The organism is uncultured Salinibacterium sp. (genome assembly GCF_963974405.1).
Classification (GTDB): Bacteria; Actinomycetota; Actinomycetes; order Actinomycetales; family Microbacteriaceae; genus Rhodoglobus.
In genome coordinates this window covers 816,341-829,078 of the sequence record NZ_CAXBBH010000001.1, presented here as the reverse complement: position 1 = coordinate 829,078, position 12,738 = coordinate 816,341, and the positions used below count along the sequence as shown (strand labels likewise).

At 62.6% G+C, this 12,738-nt stretch carries 14 protein-coding genes; 5 read left to right on the top strand and 9 right to left on the bottom strand.

Going from position 1 to position 12,738, the window contains the following annotated elements; all coding sequences use genetic code 11:
- Positions 1 to 54 precede the first annotated feature (54 nt).
- Entirely contained in the window at positions 55 to 255 is a 201-nt protein-coding gene (locus tag AACZ26_RS04050) for a PLDc N-terminal domain-containing protein (protein ID WP_339619319.1), read from the top strand.
- On the opposite strand, the gene AACZ26_RS04045 is transcribed toward AACZ26_RS04050, so the two are convergent.
- From AACZ26_RS04045 to AACZ26_RS04035, 3 genes are read right to left on the bottom strand one after another with little or no spacing between them, the layout of a single operon-like run.
- Positions 252 to 818: a cysteine hydrolase family protein gene (locus AACZ26_RS04045; RefSeq protein ID WP_339619318.1), complete on the bottom strand. Its 567-nt coding sequence runs from the start codon at positions 816 to 818 to the stop codon at positions 252 to 254. The two genes, AACZ26_RS04050 and AACZ26_RS04045, sit on opposite strands and share 4 nt — an antisense overlap.
- Before the next feature lie 15 nt (positions 819 to 833).
- Positions 834 to 1,907: a VIT1/CCC1 family protein gene (locus AACZ26_RS04040; RefSeq protein WP_339619317.1), complete on the bottom strand. Its 1,074-nt coding sequence runs from the start codon at positions 1,905 to 1,907 to the stop codon at positions 834 to 836.
- Positions 1,904 to 2,824, bottom strand: coding sequence for an aldose 1-epimerase family protein (locus AACZ26_RS04035; RefSeq protein ID WP_339619316.1), 921 nt, complete (start codon positions 2,822 to 2,824; stop codon positions 1,904 to 1,906). The genes AACZ26_RS04040 and AACZ26_RS04035 overlap by 4 nt, the downstream gene beginning before the upstream one ends.
- Positions 2,825 to 2,868: 44 nt before the next feature.
- Here AACZ26_RS04035 and AACZ26_RS04030 point away from each other — a divergent pair, with 44 nt between their 5' ends.
- Positions 2,869 to 3,885, top strand: coding sequence for a galactokinase family protein (locus AACZ26_RS04030; RefSeq protein ID WP_339619315.1), 1,017 nt, complete (start codon positions 2,869 to 2,871; stop codon positions 3,883 to 3,885).
- A 42-nt stretch (positions 3,886 to 3,927) separates the two neighbouring features.
- Here the strand turns inward: AACZ26_RS04030 and AACZ26_RS04025 are convergent, their stop codons facing one another.
- The 3 genes from AACZ26_RS04025 to glyA form a co-directional block, all read right to left on the bottom strand.
- Positions 3,928 to 4,134 (bottom strand): hypothetical protein, encoded by a 207-nt coding sequence (locus AACZ26_RS04025; protein WP_339619314.1) that lies wholly within the window; start codon positions 4,132 to 4,134, stop codon positions 3,928 to 3,930.
- A gap of 2 nt (positions 4,135 to 4,136) precedes the next feature.
- Positions 4,137 to 5,012, bottom strand: a complete 876-nt coding sequence (locus AACZ26_RS04020) for a bifunctional methylenetetrahydrofolate dehydrogenase/methenyltetrahydrofolate cyclohydrolase (RefSeq protein WP_339619313.1) — start codon at positions 5,010 to 5,012, stop codon at positions 4,137 to 4,139.
- A gap of 143 nt (positions 5,013 to 5,155) precedes the next feature.
- Positions 5,156 to 6,439: a serine hydroxymethyltransferase gene (glyA, locus tag AACZ26_RS04015; protein ID WP_339619312.1), complete on the bottom strand. Its 1,284-nt coding sequence runs from the start codon at positions 6,437 to 6,439 to the stop codon at positions 5,156 to 5,158.
- Between the two features lie 127 nt (positions 6,440 to 6,566).
- On the opposite strand from glyA, the gene AACZ26_RS04010 reads away from it, so the two are divergent.
- Together AACZ26_RS04010 and nagA are read left to right on the top strand one after the other, a co-directional pair.
- On the top strand, positions 6,567 to 8,078 hold the full coding sequence (locus AACZ26_RS04010) for a beta-N-acetylhexosaminidase (protein ID WP_339619311.1): 1,512 nt from the start codon (positions 6,567 to 6,569) through the stop codon (positions 8,076 to 8,078).
- A 10-nt stretch (positions 8,079 to 8,088) separates the two neighbouring features.
- Complete coding sequence (nagA, locus tag AACZ26_RS04005) at positions 8,089 to 9,261, top strand: N-acetylglucosamine-6-phosphate deacetylase (RefSeq protein ID WP_339619310.1); 1,173 nt, start codon at positions 8,089 to 8,091, stop codon at positions 9,259 to 9,261.
- On the opposite strand, the gene AACZ26_RS04000 is transcribed toward nagA, so the two are convergent.
- Entirely contained in the window at positions 9,197 to 10,450 is a 1,254-nt protein-coding gene (locus AACZ26_RS04000; RefSeq protein WP_339619309.1) for an MFS transporter, read from the bottom strand. The two genes, nagA and AACZ26_RS04000, sit on opposite strands and share 65 nt — an antisense overlap.
- A 40-nt stretch (positions 10,451 to 10,490) precedes the next feature.
- Here AACZ26_RS04000 and purU point away from each other — a divergent pair, with 40 nt between their 5' ends.
- Positions 10,491 to 11,345, top strand: coding sequence for a formyltetrahydrofolate deformylase (purU, locus tag AACZ26_RS03995; RefSeq protein ID WP_339619308.1), 855 nt, complete (start codon positions 10,491 to 10,493; stop codon positions 11,343 to 11,345).
- Here purU and AACZ26_RS03990 read toward each other — a convergent pair whose 3' ends face one another.
- The gene (locus AACZ26_RS03990) at positions 11,346 to 11,891 is read right to left on the bottom strand and encodes a DUF1697 domain-containing protein (protein WP_339619307.1); all 546 of its coding nucleotides are present in this window, start codon (positions 11,889 to 11,891) and stop codon (positions 11,346 to 11,348) included. It abuts the gene before it with no gap.
- A gap of 66 nt (positions 11,892 to 11,957) precedes the next feature.
- Entirely contained in the window at positions 11,958 to 12,731 is a 774-nt protein-coding gene (locus AACZ26_RS03985) for a glucosamine-6-phosphate deaminase (protein WP_339619306.1), read from the bottom strand.
- Positions 12,732 to 12,738 lie beyond the last annotated feature (7 nt).

Below are 12,738 nucleotides of genomic sequence, written 5' to 3'. Positions count from 1 at the left end.
GCTGAGTCACTCTCGCTAGGGTGGAAAGCGCAATCACGACGTAAGGAGCTTGGCATGTTTGATTTCCCGTGGTGGATCATCGGCATCGTCGCGATTGCGGCCTATTTCACTCTCATCGTCGTTGCCCTCATGCAAGTGTTCAACTCAACAATGCCCACGAACACCAAGTTGCTCTGGCTTATTGTGATTCTGGTTGCTCCGTTTATCGGCTCGCTGATCTGGTTCGCGATCGGGCGCAACTCGGCTCTGCTCTAGAGCACCACTCCGTCGAAACCGCCACCCACGAGTTCGCGAGTCTTCACGATTTGGGCGAACTCGTCGTGGAGGTTTACTCCCGTGATGCGCGAGAGTTCTTCTGCCGTAACTTCGTCCCAATAGGGGCCGATGCGGTCGAAGGTGTGGGTCGCATCCAGCACAAACTGCACCGCGTAGCCGAGGTTGCTACCGACCCTCGCGGTAGTTTCGCAGCAGTGATTGGTGGTGATTCCGCAGATGACGATCGAATCAATATCGGATGCGCGAAGCCAGCTATCGAGATCGGGGCTGCCATGAAAAGCCGAGTTGACGGTCTTTCTCACGAGCAGGTTTGGCGTACCCGAGATCACGCTCTTAAACGCATTGCCCGGCGAATCTAGATGCAACGGCGACGTGGGGTCGAGAGAATCGTGCTGCACATAGACAATGGGCCAACCTTCGCGACGCCAATGACCGATCAATAGGCCAATGTTGGATTCGCAGGACGGATTGTTGCGCGGCCCCCAGTAGTGCGCGTCATCAAAGCCCTGCTGCACGTCGATGACGATAAGCGCTGAACTCATAACGACCTCCGAGCGTTAGGCGACGCTTACCCCGAATAGTAGCCCTAAGAGGTAGGTGGCTGCAGCAGCGCCGTAACCGATTGCGAGTTGGCGCAGCGCACGCTTTAGTGGCGAAGCGCCTGACAGCAAACCAACAACGGATCCGGTGGCGAGCAAGGCAAGGCCCACGAGTACTGCAGCGATCACGACGGCCGAGAGGCCCTGAGCGCCCAGCAAGTAGGGCAGTACAGGAATCACAGCGCCTGAAGCGAAGAACCCGAAACTGGAAGCGGCTGCGCCGATCGCCGAACCGATGGGGTTGTGTTCGGGAGTCACCGTCGCAGCCTCTGTTCTGCGTCCAGCAAGCACTTCAGCGGCGTGCAGTTCGGCTTCGTGGGCACTCATTCCGCGAGCGCGATAGACCAGGGCGAGTTCGTTTTCGTCGACGTCGAGGTGGGGCACCGATTCGGTGGCGACAGGGCCGTGGGCAGCCGCTCGCTCAAGTTCGAGCTGGGAACGCACAGACACGTATTCGCCGGCCGCCATCGACAGCGCGCCAGCGAGCAATCCGGCAACACCGCTGAGGAGAACGACGGCGTTGGGAAGACCCGCTGCGCTCATGCCGAGTACGAGCGCGAGGTTGGAGACGAGCCCATCGTTCGCTCCGAACACTGCGGCGCGGAACGTTCCCGAGAGGCGTTGACGCCCGCGAGTAGCGAGCGCGCGCACAACCTCCTCGTGCACCGCTTCGTCGGCGGCCATCGTGTCAGTCGCGTCTGCGTCATCCAGATAGGGCGAGCGTGACTCGGCACGCTGGGCAAGCGCGAGAACGAAAACGGATCCGAAGCGACGAGCTAAGAAGCCGAGCATCCGGGTTCGCGGGTCAGTCGAAAGCGGGCGACCAGCCTGATCCCCCAGAAGAGTCAACCAGTGATCTTCATGCCGTTTTTCGGCAGTGGCAAGCTCCAGCAGAATCTCGCGCTCTTCGCCCGTGCGACGGGATGCCAGATCCCGGTACACGGCCGCTTCGGCTCGTTCAGCGGCAAGATAGCGTCGCCACCGTCGAACATCGCGGGCTTTCGGCGCTTGCGTCATGTCTGTCCTGTTCATTCGGAGTATTCGACTCCCCACGCAGCCGAGAATTCGGCTCCGGGTTCAATCCAGCGCAGTCCGCGACCAGTGTTGAACGCGTTGGGAGCGGCTGTCATGGGTTCGATTGCAACGACTTGGCCGATGCCGGCAAGAGTCGGAAAATTGCGCGGTGTAAAGATCTGTATGAAAGTGAAGTTCTCGTCGACGGTGACGCGAACTTCTCGCCCATCGGGAGCGGTGAGTCGCGCAGCAACACCGTCAATGACCTCGACACCACCGAAGGCAGTGTCGAAGTCGAGCTCGCCCACGGAGCGACCAGCACTCAGGTCGAATTCGGTGCCGGCAACAGCAACTTCGCCCGTGGGGATGAGGCGCTCATTCGATTCGAAGCGAGTGGCGGCAGTCATCGTGAGGGTCAGCTGCGCAACGGGAGTGTCACCGACCTTGAAGAAGGGGTGGGTTCCGAGTGCGTAGGGGGCTGCGGCATCCGACAGGTTCGTGGCGGTGTGGCTGACGCGCAAACCGCCTTCGACGAGTTCGTAGCGCACCGTGGTGTGCACGTGGAAGGGATAGCCGTGCTGGGGAAAGATCGTGGCGCCGAGGGTGACGGCGCTAGCCGTGTGTTCGATGAGGCTGTAGCCGGTGTTGCGCAGCAAGCCATGGATGGCATTGTTGCGGTCGCGCTCGGTCACGTCGAGATGCTGCGGCTCTCCGTCGAGCATCCACGTGCCGTCTTCGACACGATTCGGCCAGGGCGCTAATACGATTCCGTCGGCGAACGGAGGCATCGCCGACTCAGCGTAAGACTCCACTAGATCGACACCGCCGATGCTGAACTCTCGCAGTGATGCAGCAAGCTCAGTGATGGTCGCTCGCGCTTCGCCCTGATCAGTGGTGCGAGTGATGATGTACTGGGTTCCTGTAGGCGCGCTCACCGCAACAGCTTACCGGCGCTCACACCACGACACAGAAAGCACCCATGTCAGATATTCGCGATGACGTTCTCTACGACTTCGAGGCCGTGTTCGGTCACCCCGCCAGCGGCGTCTGGTCGGCACCCGGCCGACTCACGCTGCTGGGCACCGCCGATAACCCGGAGTCGGATGCCGAACTGGCGATAGCAATCAACCGTCGAACGGTGCTTGCCGCATCCGCTCGCTCCGACCGCACCGTGCGTATCGCGAGCGCTCTCGTGGATGAGCTCGTCACAATTGAGCTCGACGAGTTGGCCTCCACCGAGGTGCAGGGCTGGAGCCGGATCGCTCTAGGGATTGTGCGAGAAGTGTTGGCGGCATCGGATGACGCGGCGTCGCTTGGCGGCGTTGATGTCTTCATCGACACCACCGTGCCGGTTGGCGCGGGCTTAGGGTCATCGGCTGCACTCGAGGCAGCTCTGGCGTTGGCGCTGAGCGATCTCTGGAACCTCTCAGGACACACGGCACAACTCGACGAGCACCCCGACGTTGCCGCGAGCGTCTTCGCGCTCGACGACCACGCCCTCGTGCGCCTTGAGGGCGAATCCCGACCAGAGCCGCTCCCCCTCGACTGGCAGACTGCCGGGCTCGAACTTCTTGTCATTGACACCGACGCGCCCACCGCCGACGCACTCGACACTGCCATCGCTGACGACGAAGTGCGTCGCACGCTGCACACCGTCACCGAGAATCAGCGGGTGCGTGATGCGGCTCTCGCTATTCGCGATGAAACTCCGCGACTGCTCGGTGCCCTGCTCGATGCATCGCACGCGAGCCTGCGTGATGACTACGGCATCTCGACCACCGAGGTCGATCTCGCCGTCGAAACAGCTTTGGCTGCTGGTGCTTTAGGCGCACGGATGCTCGGCCGCCCCTTCAGCGGAGTCGCCGTGGCTCTCGTCGATACCGACACGGCATCCCGCGTGCGAGTAGCCCTCGATGGTGCCTTCGCCGAGCACGCGTGGGGGCAGCCGACCGTCACGGCCGTGTCTCCCTCGATGGGAGCGTTGCGCGACCGCTAAGCGGAGCGTGTCTTTGCTCGGCGGCGGGCGGAGCGGGTTCAGCTAGCCGGCGAGCTTGAGCACGAGGGCAGCCGCGAAAGCAATACCCACAACTACGGCAGCCCAGACCCAGATTCGTGGCCACGGGAAGCGCCGCTTGCGTGGCGTGCGCTGCACTCCTTGCGGCCGTGAAACCTGCTGCAACTTGGAGGCCGTCGTCGATTGCGCTGGGGCCGGCTTCGGCTCAGCGGCCGAGGTGTCTTCTGTCACCGCTAGAGCCGCTCGGCAGCGTCTACGACGTTCTTGACGAGCATCGCGCGGGTCATGGGGCCAACACCGCCGGGCATCGGTGAGAGGTAACCGGCGATCTCGGCTACAGCGGGGTCGACGTCTCCGACGAGACGCCCCTTGCCGGTTTCTTCATCGATAACGCGCGTGATTCCGACGTCGAGCACAGCGGCGCCGGGCTTGATCCACTCGGGGCGGATGAGAGCGGCGGACCCCACGGCGGCAACCACGATATCCGCCTGGCGAACGTGGGTTTCGAGCTGAGTCGTGCGGGAATGCGTGAGGGTGACCGTGGCATCCAGTCCCTTGTTGGTCAGGAGCAAACCGATCGGGCGACCGACCGTGAGGCCGCGACCGACAACTACAACGTGCTTGCCCGCAATGGGAACGTCGTAACGTTCGAGCATTTCGACAATCCCGGCCGGAGTGCACGGCAGCGGAGAATCGAGCTTCGTGCCCACGCCGAGTACGAGGCGACCGAGGTTGGTGGGGTGCAGACCATCAGCATCCTTCGCGGGGTCCATGAGCTCGAGCATCGCATTCTCATCGAGACCGGCGGGCAGCGGCAGCTGAATGATGTAACCGGTGACGGCAGGGTTCTCGTTGAGCGCAACAATCGCATCCCGAACATCGTCAGCGGATGCCGTGGCCGGCAGATCGACACGGATCGACTCAATGCCCACTTCGGCACAGTCGCGGTGCTTGCCTGCGACATAGGAACGGGATCCGGGGTCGTCCCCCACGAGAAGGGTGCCGAGCCCCGGAGTGATGCCGCGGGCCTTGAGGGCATCCACGCGCACGCGCAGTTCGTTCTTTACGGCGGTGGCCGTGGCAACACCATCGAGCTTTACTGCGGTCATCGTTTTCCGTTCGAATCGGGCCCATGCGCTGATCGGCCACTTACACAACTGCCACGTCTATTAAACGCTAAAGAGCCCGCCTCCGTGTTCAGAGGGAGGCGGGCTCTTTGAGATCAGGCTGTAACAGCCAGGCTGCGAGCTGTTTAGGCCCAGCTGCCGGGGCTTTCGAGACCTTCGTAGAGCGGGAAGGCGTCGGCGAGCGCGCGAACGCGAGCGCTGAGGGCTTCGGTGTCGGCACTGGGCTTGAGGGCCTCGGCGATGATGTCAGCAACTTCAGTGAACTCGGCGTCGCCGAAACCACGAGTGGCGAGTGCCGGCGTACCGATGCGCAATCCAGAGGTCGTCATTGGCGGGCGCGGGTCGGCGGGAACCGAGTTGCGGTTCACGGTAATGCCCACGGCGTGAAGCAAGTCTTCGGCTTCTTGACCGTTGATTTCTGACTTGCGCAGATCAACGAGCACGAGGTGCACGTCGGTGCCACCGGTGAGAACGTCGACACCCAGCGATGTCATGTCGTCTTGAACGAGACGCTCAGCGAGAAGCTTCGCGCCGCGAAGGGTGCGCTCTTGACGGTCTTTGAAGTCGTCGGATGCTGCAAGCATGAATGCGGTCGCCTTGGCGGCGATCACGTGCATGAGGGGTCCACCCTGCTGACCGGGGAACACGTTGGAGTTGATCTTCTTCGCGATGTCAACGTTGTTGGTGAGGATGAAGCCCGAGCGAGGACCACCGATCGTCTTGTGAACGGTAGAGGAAACGACATCCGCAAAGGGAACGGGCGAGGGGTGCAGACCGGCAGCAACGAGTCCGGCGAAGTGCGCCATGTCGACCCAGAGAACTGCTCCAACCTCATCGGCAATCGCGCGGAACTCAGCGAAATCGAGCTGGCGGCTGTAGGCGGACCAGCCTGCGATGATGACGTGCGGCTTGACCTCAAGAGCCTTGGCACGGACATCCGCCATGTCAAGAAGGCCGGTCTCTTCGTTGACTCCGTAGGCGTGAGCTTCGTAGAGCTTGCCCGAGAAGTTCAAACGCATTCCGTGCGTGAGGTGTCCACCGTGGTCGAGGGAGAGACCGAGGATGCGGTCTCCGGGCTGAGCGATAGCCGACAGCACGGCAGCGTTGGCCGACGCACCCGAATGAGGCTGAACGTTGGCGTACGCGGAACCGAAGAGGCTCTTCGCGCGCTCGATCGCGAGCTTCTCGGCAACATCCACAAATTCGCAACCGCCGTAGTAGCGGCGCCCCGGGTAGCCTTCGGCGTACTTGTTGGTGAGAACCGACCCCTGCGCCTCAAGAACAGCGCGCGGAACGAAGTTCTCGCTGGCGATCATCTCGAGAGTGTTGCGCTGGCGTTCGAGTTCTTGACCAAGAACGGCAGCGATCTCGGGATCTACCTCTGAGAGAGGCGAAAGGAATGATGACACAGATGAGCTCCTTGCGACGGGGTGGATGGGTTAAATCTACCGGGTGCTGGTCAACCTCGCGAGAACCTGCGAGAATTGACCGCAGTTAGTTAGGAACCCTGACAAACCTATTGCCGATCGGAATTCAATGACGACCCACCCCGTGATGCCCGCCCCCGTTCACTACAGCCCCCAGAACGGTCACTTCGAGCTCACCGAGAGCACGCGCATCCACGCCACAGGAACCGCGCTGAGCGTGGCTGACCACCTCGCGAAAGCCCTTCGCCCCGCTACCGGATTCGCTCTCTCGATCGACGAGTCCGATAACGCAGACGCCGGCACCCCCAACACGATCGCCCTCACGATCGGCACGACAGCCCTGCCCAGCCCCGGCTACCTCCTCACTGTCGACGAAAGCCGCGTAGAACTACGAGCGGATGACGCAGCTCACCTCTTCACGGCAGTGCAGTCTTTGCGCCAACTCCTCCCCACCGCAATCGAGGCCACGACAGTGCAGGCTGGCCCTTGGCTCATACCCGGCGCGGAGATCAGCGACTACCCCCGCTTCGTGTATCGCGGCGCCATGCTCGACGTCGCCCGCCACTTCTTTGCCGTCGCCGACGTGAAGCGTTACCTCGACCGAATGGCGCTGCTCAAGCTCAACGTGCTGCACCTCCACCTCACCGATGATCAGGGCTGGCGCCTACACATCGACTCGTGGCCCGATCTCACGGCGCTGGGCGCGACGACGGCAGTGGGTGGCGGTAGCGGTGGTTTCTACAGCAAAGCCGACTACACGGAGATTGTGGAGTATGCGGCATCCCGCTTCATCACGGTTGTTCCCGAGATCGATGTGCCTGGCCACACGAACGCGGCGTTGGCGGCGTACCCCGAATTGAACGCCGACGGTGCTGCGCCCGCCCCCTACACGGGCATCGAAGTCGGCTTCAGCTCGCTCAGCATCGACAAAGAAGTGACCTATCAACTCTTGGATGACGTGTTTCGCGAAGTCAGCGAACTCACGCCCGGCCCCTATCTTCATCTCGGCGGGGACGAGTCTCTCGCCACGAGCGACGAGGACTATCTCGAGTTCATTAGGCGCGCGACTCGGATCGCCGCGAGCCACGGCAAGACCCTCATCGGTTGGCACGAGATGGGTCGAAGCCGCGATCTTCCCGAGGGCACGATCGGTCAGTACTGGAGCTTTGTCACGCCACGCGACGATGCCGACAAGCGCGTCGCTTCGTTCATCGAGCAGGGCGGGCGCATGATCATGTCCCCTGCCGACGCCATTTACCTCGACATGAAGTACGCCTCCGAGGAGGCTCTCGGTCTTGAATGGGCTGATGGCCCAACGACGCTCCACGATGCCTACCACTGGGATCCGGCAGCGATCGTGGTTGGCGTGACTGACGACCACATTCTTGGCATCGAAGCCCCCGTGTGGACCGAAACGATCGACAACCTGCGCGACCTCGACTACATGGCGTTTCCGCGCATCGTCGCCGCCGCCGAAATCGCGTGGTCGCCGCGCGAGGGACACGATTGGGCCGGGTTCACCCAGCGTCTGGCAGACTGGTCGCCGCGACTCGATGCCGCACACATCAACTACAACCGCGTCTCTGACGTGAACTGGCCCGCCCCAGCGGACCCCAAGTGAGCAGGAACCCGTGAACGACCGCGTCATCCATTCAGCCCAACTCGTCACCGCCGATGCCGTACTGAGTAACGGGTGGGTGGCGTGGCAGAACGATACGATCCGCGCGACGGGAACCGGCGATGAATGGCGAGCTTTCGCGACAGCCGAAACGACGGTGACGGATGCCGCAGGCCATTACCTGACACCGGGTTTCGTCGACATTCATTGCCACGGTGGCAATGGCGCGGCGTTCGACAATGGCGCCGACGCTATCCGCACCGCGCTCAGTGCTCACCGCGCGAGCGGTACCACTCGCTCAGTGATCTCTCTCGTGAGCGGCGATCACGCCAGTCTCGTTGACAGCCTCTCGACGATCGCGGAACTCGCAGCAAGCGACCCGCTCGTGCTCGGAAGCCACCTCGAAGGGCCGTTCCTTCACCAGTCGTTCAAAGGCGCCCACAGCCCCGCAGTTCTCCGCAATCCCACAACCGCCGAAATCGACGACCTTCTGGCGGCGGCCAACGGCACGCTGCGACAAATTACGATTGCCCCCGAACTCGATGGCGCACTGGCCGCGATTGAGCAGTTGAGCGCAGCAGGAGTCACGGTGGCCATCGGCCACACCTCGGCCGACTATGACCAGACTCTCGCGGCGATCGACGCCGGGGCGCGACTGCTCACTCACACCTTCAACGCTATGCACGGCATCCACCATCGCGAGCCAGGCCCCATCGCCGCGGCGATCAGTCGTGAGTCTGTGATTCTTGAGGTCATCAATGACGGCGTGCACGTGCATCCGGATGTCGTTGCCATGCTGTTCGCATCAGCTCCCGGCCGCGTCGCGCTCGTCACTGACGCGATGGCTGCCGCGTGCGCCCATGACGGGCAGTACCTCTTGGGTTCGCTCGATGTCACCGTCACTGACGGCGTCGCCCGCTTGAGCGACAACGGGGCGATCGCCGGGTCGACGCTGACGATGGATGCCGCGGTGCGCCGCGCTGTCACCGAGGTGGGATTGAGCGTGCCCCAGGCTGTCGCCGCGGCTACCGCTATTCCTGCCCGCGCGATTGGGCGCGCTGGCGATCTGGGCTCGCTTGCTCCCGGATATGCCGCCGACGCCGTGCTTCTCGATGCCGACTTTAGGGTGCAGGCGGTGTGGGCTGCTGGTCGCGAACTGCCGCAGCACGACCATCCCGACGCCTGAGCAATTCGCCACCGACGACAGCAAAGACGAGGGCGGCGGCGAGAATAGCGGCGTCAACCATCGGGAGCGCCAGGATGCCGTACTGGTCGAGCAGGATGCCGCCGAAGAGCGCACCACCGCCGATGCCGATGTTGAATGACGTGGTGAGGTAGGCGGAGCCCACGTCACGCATGCGAGGCGAGGCCAATTGCAAGAGTCGCGTTTGCATCATGGCGGGAACACCACCGAAGGCCATTCCCCAGACGGCAACGACCGTGAACATGACGGCGGGAACGTCGGGGTACAGGCCGAGCAGCGCTGCACAGATCGCGACGAGTCCCACGGTCACGGGGATGATGCTGCGCGGGAAGCGGTCGACAAGCAGACCGGCGAGAGCAAGACCGAGCGCCCCTGCGGCACCGAAGATCAACAGCACTCCGGCAACAGCGCCGGCATCTATTCCTGCGGGTCCGATGAGGTAGGGCGCGATGTAGGTATAGAAGAGGTTGTGCCCGAGCATCACGAGCGCAACGAGGATGCAGACGTAGATAACGCCGGGAACGGAGCGGTCTTTGCGCAGCGGAATCGAGATCTCACCGGTGGCGAGGGGCTGCTGGTGATTCACGGCGGGCAGGATGCGCACGACCATAATTGTGAGCGCAAGAATGATGATCGCAATCACGACGAAGGCGAGTCTCCAGCCGAGAGCGTGGCCGAGTGCCGTTCCGACGGGAACGCCGAGCACGAACGCGGTTGTTGCACCGGCGCTCGTCACGGCGACCGCTCGCCCGACCTGATGCGGCGGAACAAGGTGGGCCGAGTAGGCGCCGACGACAGCCCAGAATAGTCCGTGCGAAAGTCCACCGATAATGCGGGCGACGACCAGCACTGCATAGTTGGGCGCAACAGCGGCGAGCAAGTTACCGACCACGAACACGAGCAGCACAATAATGACGAGCTTCTTGCGCGGCTGGTTGCGAGTGAGGGCCGCAAGCGGGGCCGTCGAAATGACAACGGTGGCCGCGAAGATCGTGATGAGCAGGCCGACCTGCGACTCCGACACCGAAAGCTCGGCGGCGATCTCAGGCAGCAATCCGGTGGGCAACCATTCACTCGTCACCGACGTGAAGATCAGCGCCGAGAGAGTGAATAGACCCGCCCACGGAAAAGCCTGAGGAGAAGATGACGAAGAAATGCGTGGCGTGCTCATATTTGACTAAGCCTACCCTCAGCACCGGTACGCTAATTCAGTGACCACCTCAACGCATTGGATCGTAACGCTCACTTGTGACGACAAGCCCGGCATCGTTCATGCCATCAGCGGCGCCATCGTTGAGGCCGGCGGCAACATCACCGAATCGCAGCAGTTCTCCAGCGGCGACACCGGCCGTTTCTTCATGCGGCTTCAAGTGGAATCGGATGCTGCGCGCCACGATTTCGAGCAGGCCCTCGCCCCCGTGACTGAGCGGTACGCGATGGAATGGCAACTCGACGTGGTGGGGCGCCCGCTGCGCACCCTCGTGTTGGCCTCCAAGGCCGGACACTGCGTCAACGACCTCCTCTACCGCCAGCGTGCTGGCCAACTGCCGATCGAGATGCCGCTCATCATGAGCAACCACCCCGATCTGGGCTCGCTCGCGGAGTTCTATGAAGTGCCCTTCGAGTCCCACGCTGTCACGACACCCGGCCAGAAGTTGGCTTTCGAAGACCGCATTCTCGAGGTTGTCGAACAGCACGATATTGAGCTCGTCGTGCTCGCCCGCTATATGCAGATTCTCTCGCCCGAACTGTGCGAACAGTTGAGCGGCAAGATCATCAACATCCACCACTCCTTCTTGCCCGGCTTCAAGGGCGCGAACCCCTACAAGCAAGCTCACGCTCGCGGCGTGAAGCTCATCGGCGCTACCGCCCACTTCGTGACGAGCGACCTCGACGAGGGCCCCATCATTGAACAAAACGTGGTGCGCGTCGACCACGCCAGCACCTCAAGCGAACTCGTCTCGATCGGTCAAGACGAAGAAAGCCGCACCCTCACGCAAGCCGTGAAGTGGTTCGCCGAAGACCGCGTGCTGCTCGATGGGGCGCGCACGATCATCTTCCGCTAGTCAGCGTTCCTGCTCGAGCAGGTCGCGCAGCCTGAGCGTCGTGCGCCAATTGCGCACCGTCATCCGCTTCGAGAGGCGATTAGCGCGCAGGCGGTCGACGCGCGATCTCGCCGAGTCGACGACCGTGCGCGAAAAGTAGAGCGCGTCGGGCCCTGCTGATACAGAGTCCACTTGCGGAGTGAGTTCGGGCAGTTGCATCAGCGCCTCGGTCGCCGTCAAGGGCCGCTTGAGAAACAGCACGTCGCTCAGCAGCTCCGCTGAACCGTGATCGCTCGGGGCCGCGGCAACAGTCGCCGCGAACTCGTCGCGGGAACGAACGACCGCGAGGATGTCTGCGCCCAAGCGCTCGCGCAGCATCCGCTCAATTTCGACTTCAAGTTCGGCACTGCTCGTTGAGTCTGAGGCGAACACGACGTTGCCGCTCTGAATATAGGTGCGCACGTCAGCGAATCCGGCCTCGGTGAAGCACTCTTTCAGCGCCGCCATGCTGATCACATTCGAGCCGCCCACGTTGATCCCACGAAGCAACGCCACAAAGTTCGTCATGAACTAACGATGGCACGGAGCACCGACAGATCTCGCGAGCACGCCAGAACCCGCTGAGAGCGGTGACTAGTGCAACCTCTCCCAGTCGAGGCGATTCTCCCAGGAGTAGCGGTAGTAGTCGGCAAACTTCAGCTCGGATGCCGCAGCCTCATCCACAATCACGGTGACGGTCGAGTGCAACTGAATTGCCGACCCCGGCAGGCTCGCCGTCACCGGACCCTCCACCGCTCCCGCGAGCGCCGCCGCTTTCTTCTCCCCGAACGCGAGAAGCACCAAGTGGCGTGCGCGCTGAATTGTGCCAAGCCCCTGCGTGATGCAGTGGGTCGGAACCTCCTCAGCCGAAGCGAAGAAGCGAGCATTATCGAGCCGCGTTTGCTGGGTCAACGTCTTCACCCGCGTGAGGGATGCAAGGGACGACCCCGGCTCGTTAAATGCAATATGCCCCGTCGAACCGATCCCCAAAATCTGCAGATCGACCCCTCCGGCAGCCACAATCGCCCGCTCGTAATCAGCGCCAGCCGTCTCAATCGGGCCGCTCTCCGCCGGCACCTGCACGAGTTCGGGAGTCAACCCGAGCGGTTCAACGACTTCGCGCGTGATAACTGAGCGGTAGCTTTCGGGATGCCCAGCAGGCAATCCAACATACTCATCGAGAGCAAACCCCCGAACGGCGCTCAGATCGAGGGCGCGAGCCGCGAGCGCAGCCCAGGTTGTTAAGGGCGTTGATCCGGTTGCTAGACCGAGGACGGCATCCGGAGTCTGGCGCACGAGCGCCTCAATGAGGTCAGCTGCCACCTGCCCCGCAGCCTCTTTCGAATCAACGATCACCACTTCAGCCACGGAACAC

Excerpts from the sequence above, each read along its gene's own strand:
- AACZ26_RS04050 (WP_339619319.1), top strand. The coding sequence starts at position 55 with ATGTTTGATTTCCCGTGGTGGATCATCGGCATCGTCGCGATTGCGGCC.
- AACZ26_RS04045 (WP_339619318.1), bottom strand. The coding sequence starts at position 818 with ATGAGTTCAGCGCTTATCGTCATCGACGTGCAGCAGGGCTTTGATGAC.
- AACZ26_RS04040 (WP_339619317.1), bottom strand. The coding sequence starts at position 1,907 with ATGAACAGGACAGACATGACGCAAGCGCCGAAAGCCCGCGATGTTCGA.
- AACZ26_RS04030 (WP_339619315.1), top strand. The coding sequence starts at position 2,869 with ATGTCAGATATTCGCGATGACGTTCTCTACGACTTCGAGGCCGTGTTC.
- AACZ26_RS04020 (WP_339619313.1), bottom strand. The coding sequence starts at position 5,012 with ATGACCGCAGTAAAGCTCGATGGTGTTGCCACGGCCACCGCCGTAAAG.
- AACZ26_RS04010 (WP_339619311.1), top strand. The coding sequence starts at position 6,567 with ATGACGACCCACCCCGTGATGCCCGCCCCCGTTCACTACAGCCCCCAG.
- AACZ26_RS04000 (WP_339619309.1), bottom strand. The coding sequence starts at position 10,450 with ATGAGCACGCCACGCATTTCTTCGTCATCTTCTCCTCAGGCTTTTCCG.
- AACZ26_RS03990 (WP_339619307.1), bottom strand. The coding sequence starts at position 11,891 with ATGACGAACTTTGTGGCGTTGCTTCGTGGGATCAACGTGGGCGGCTCG.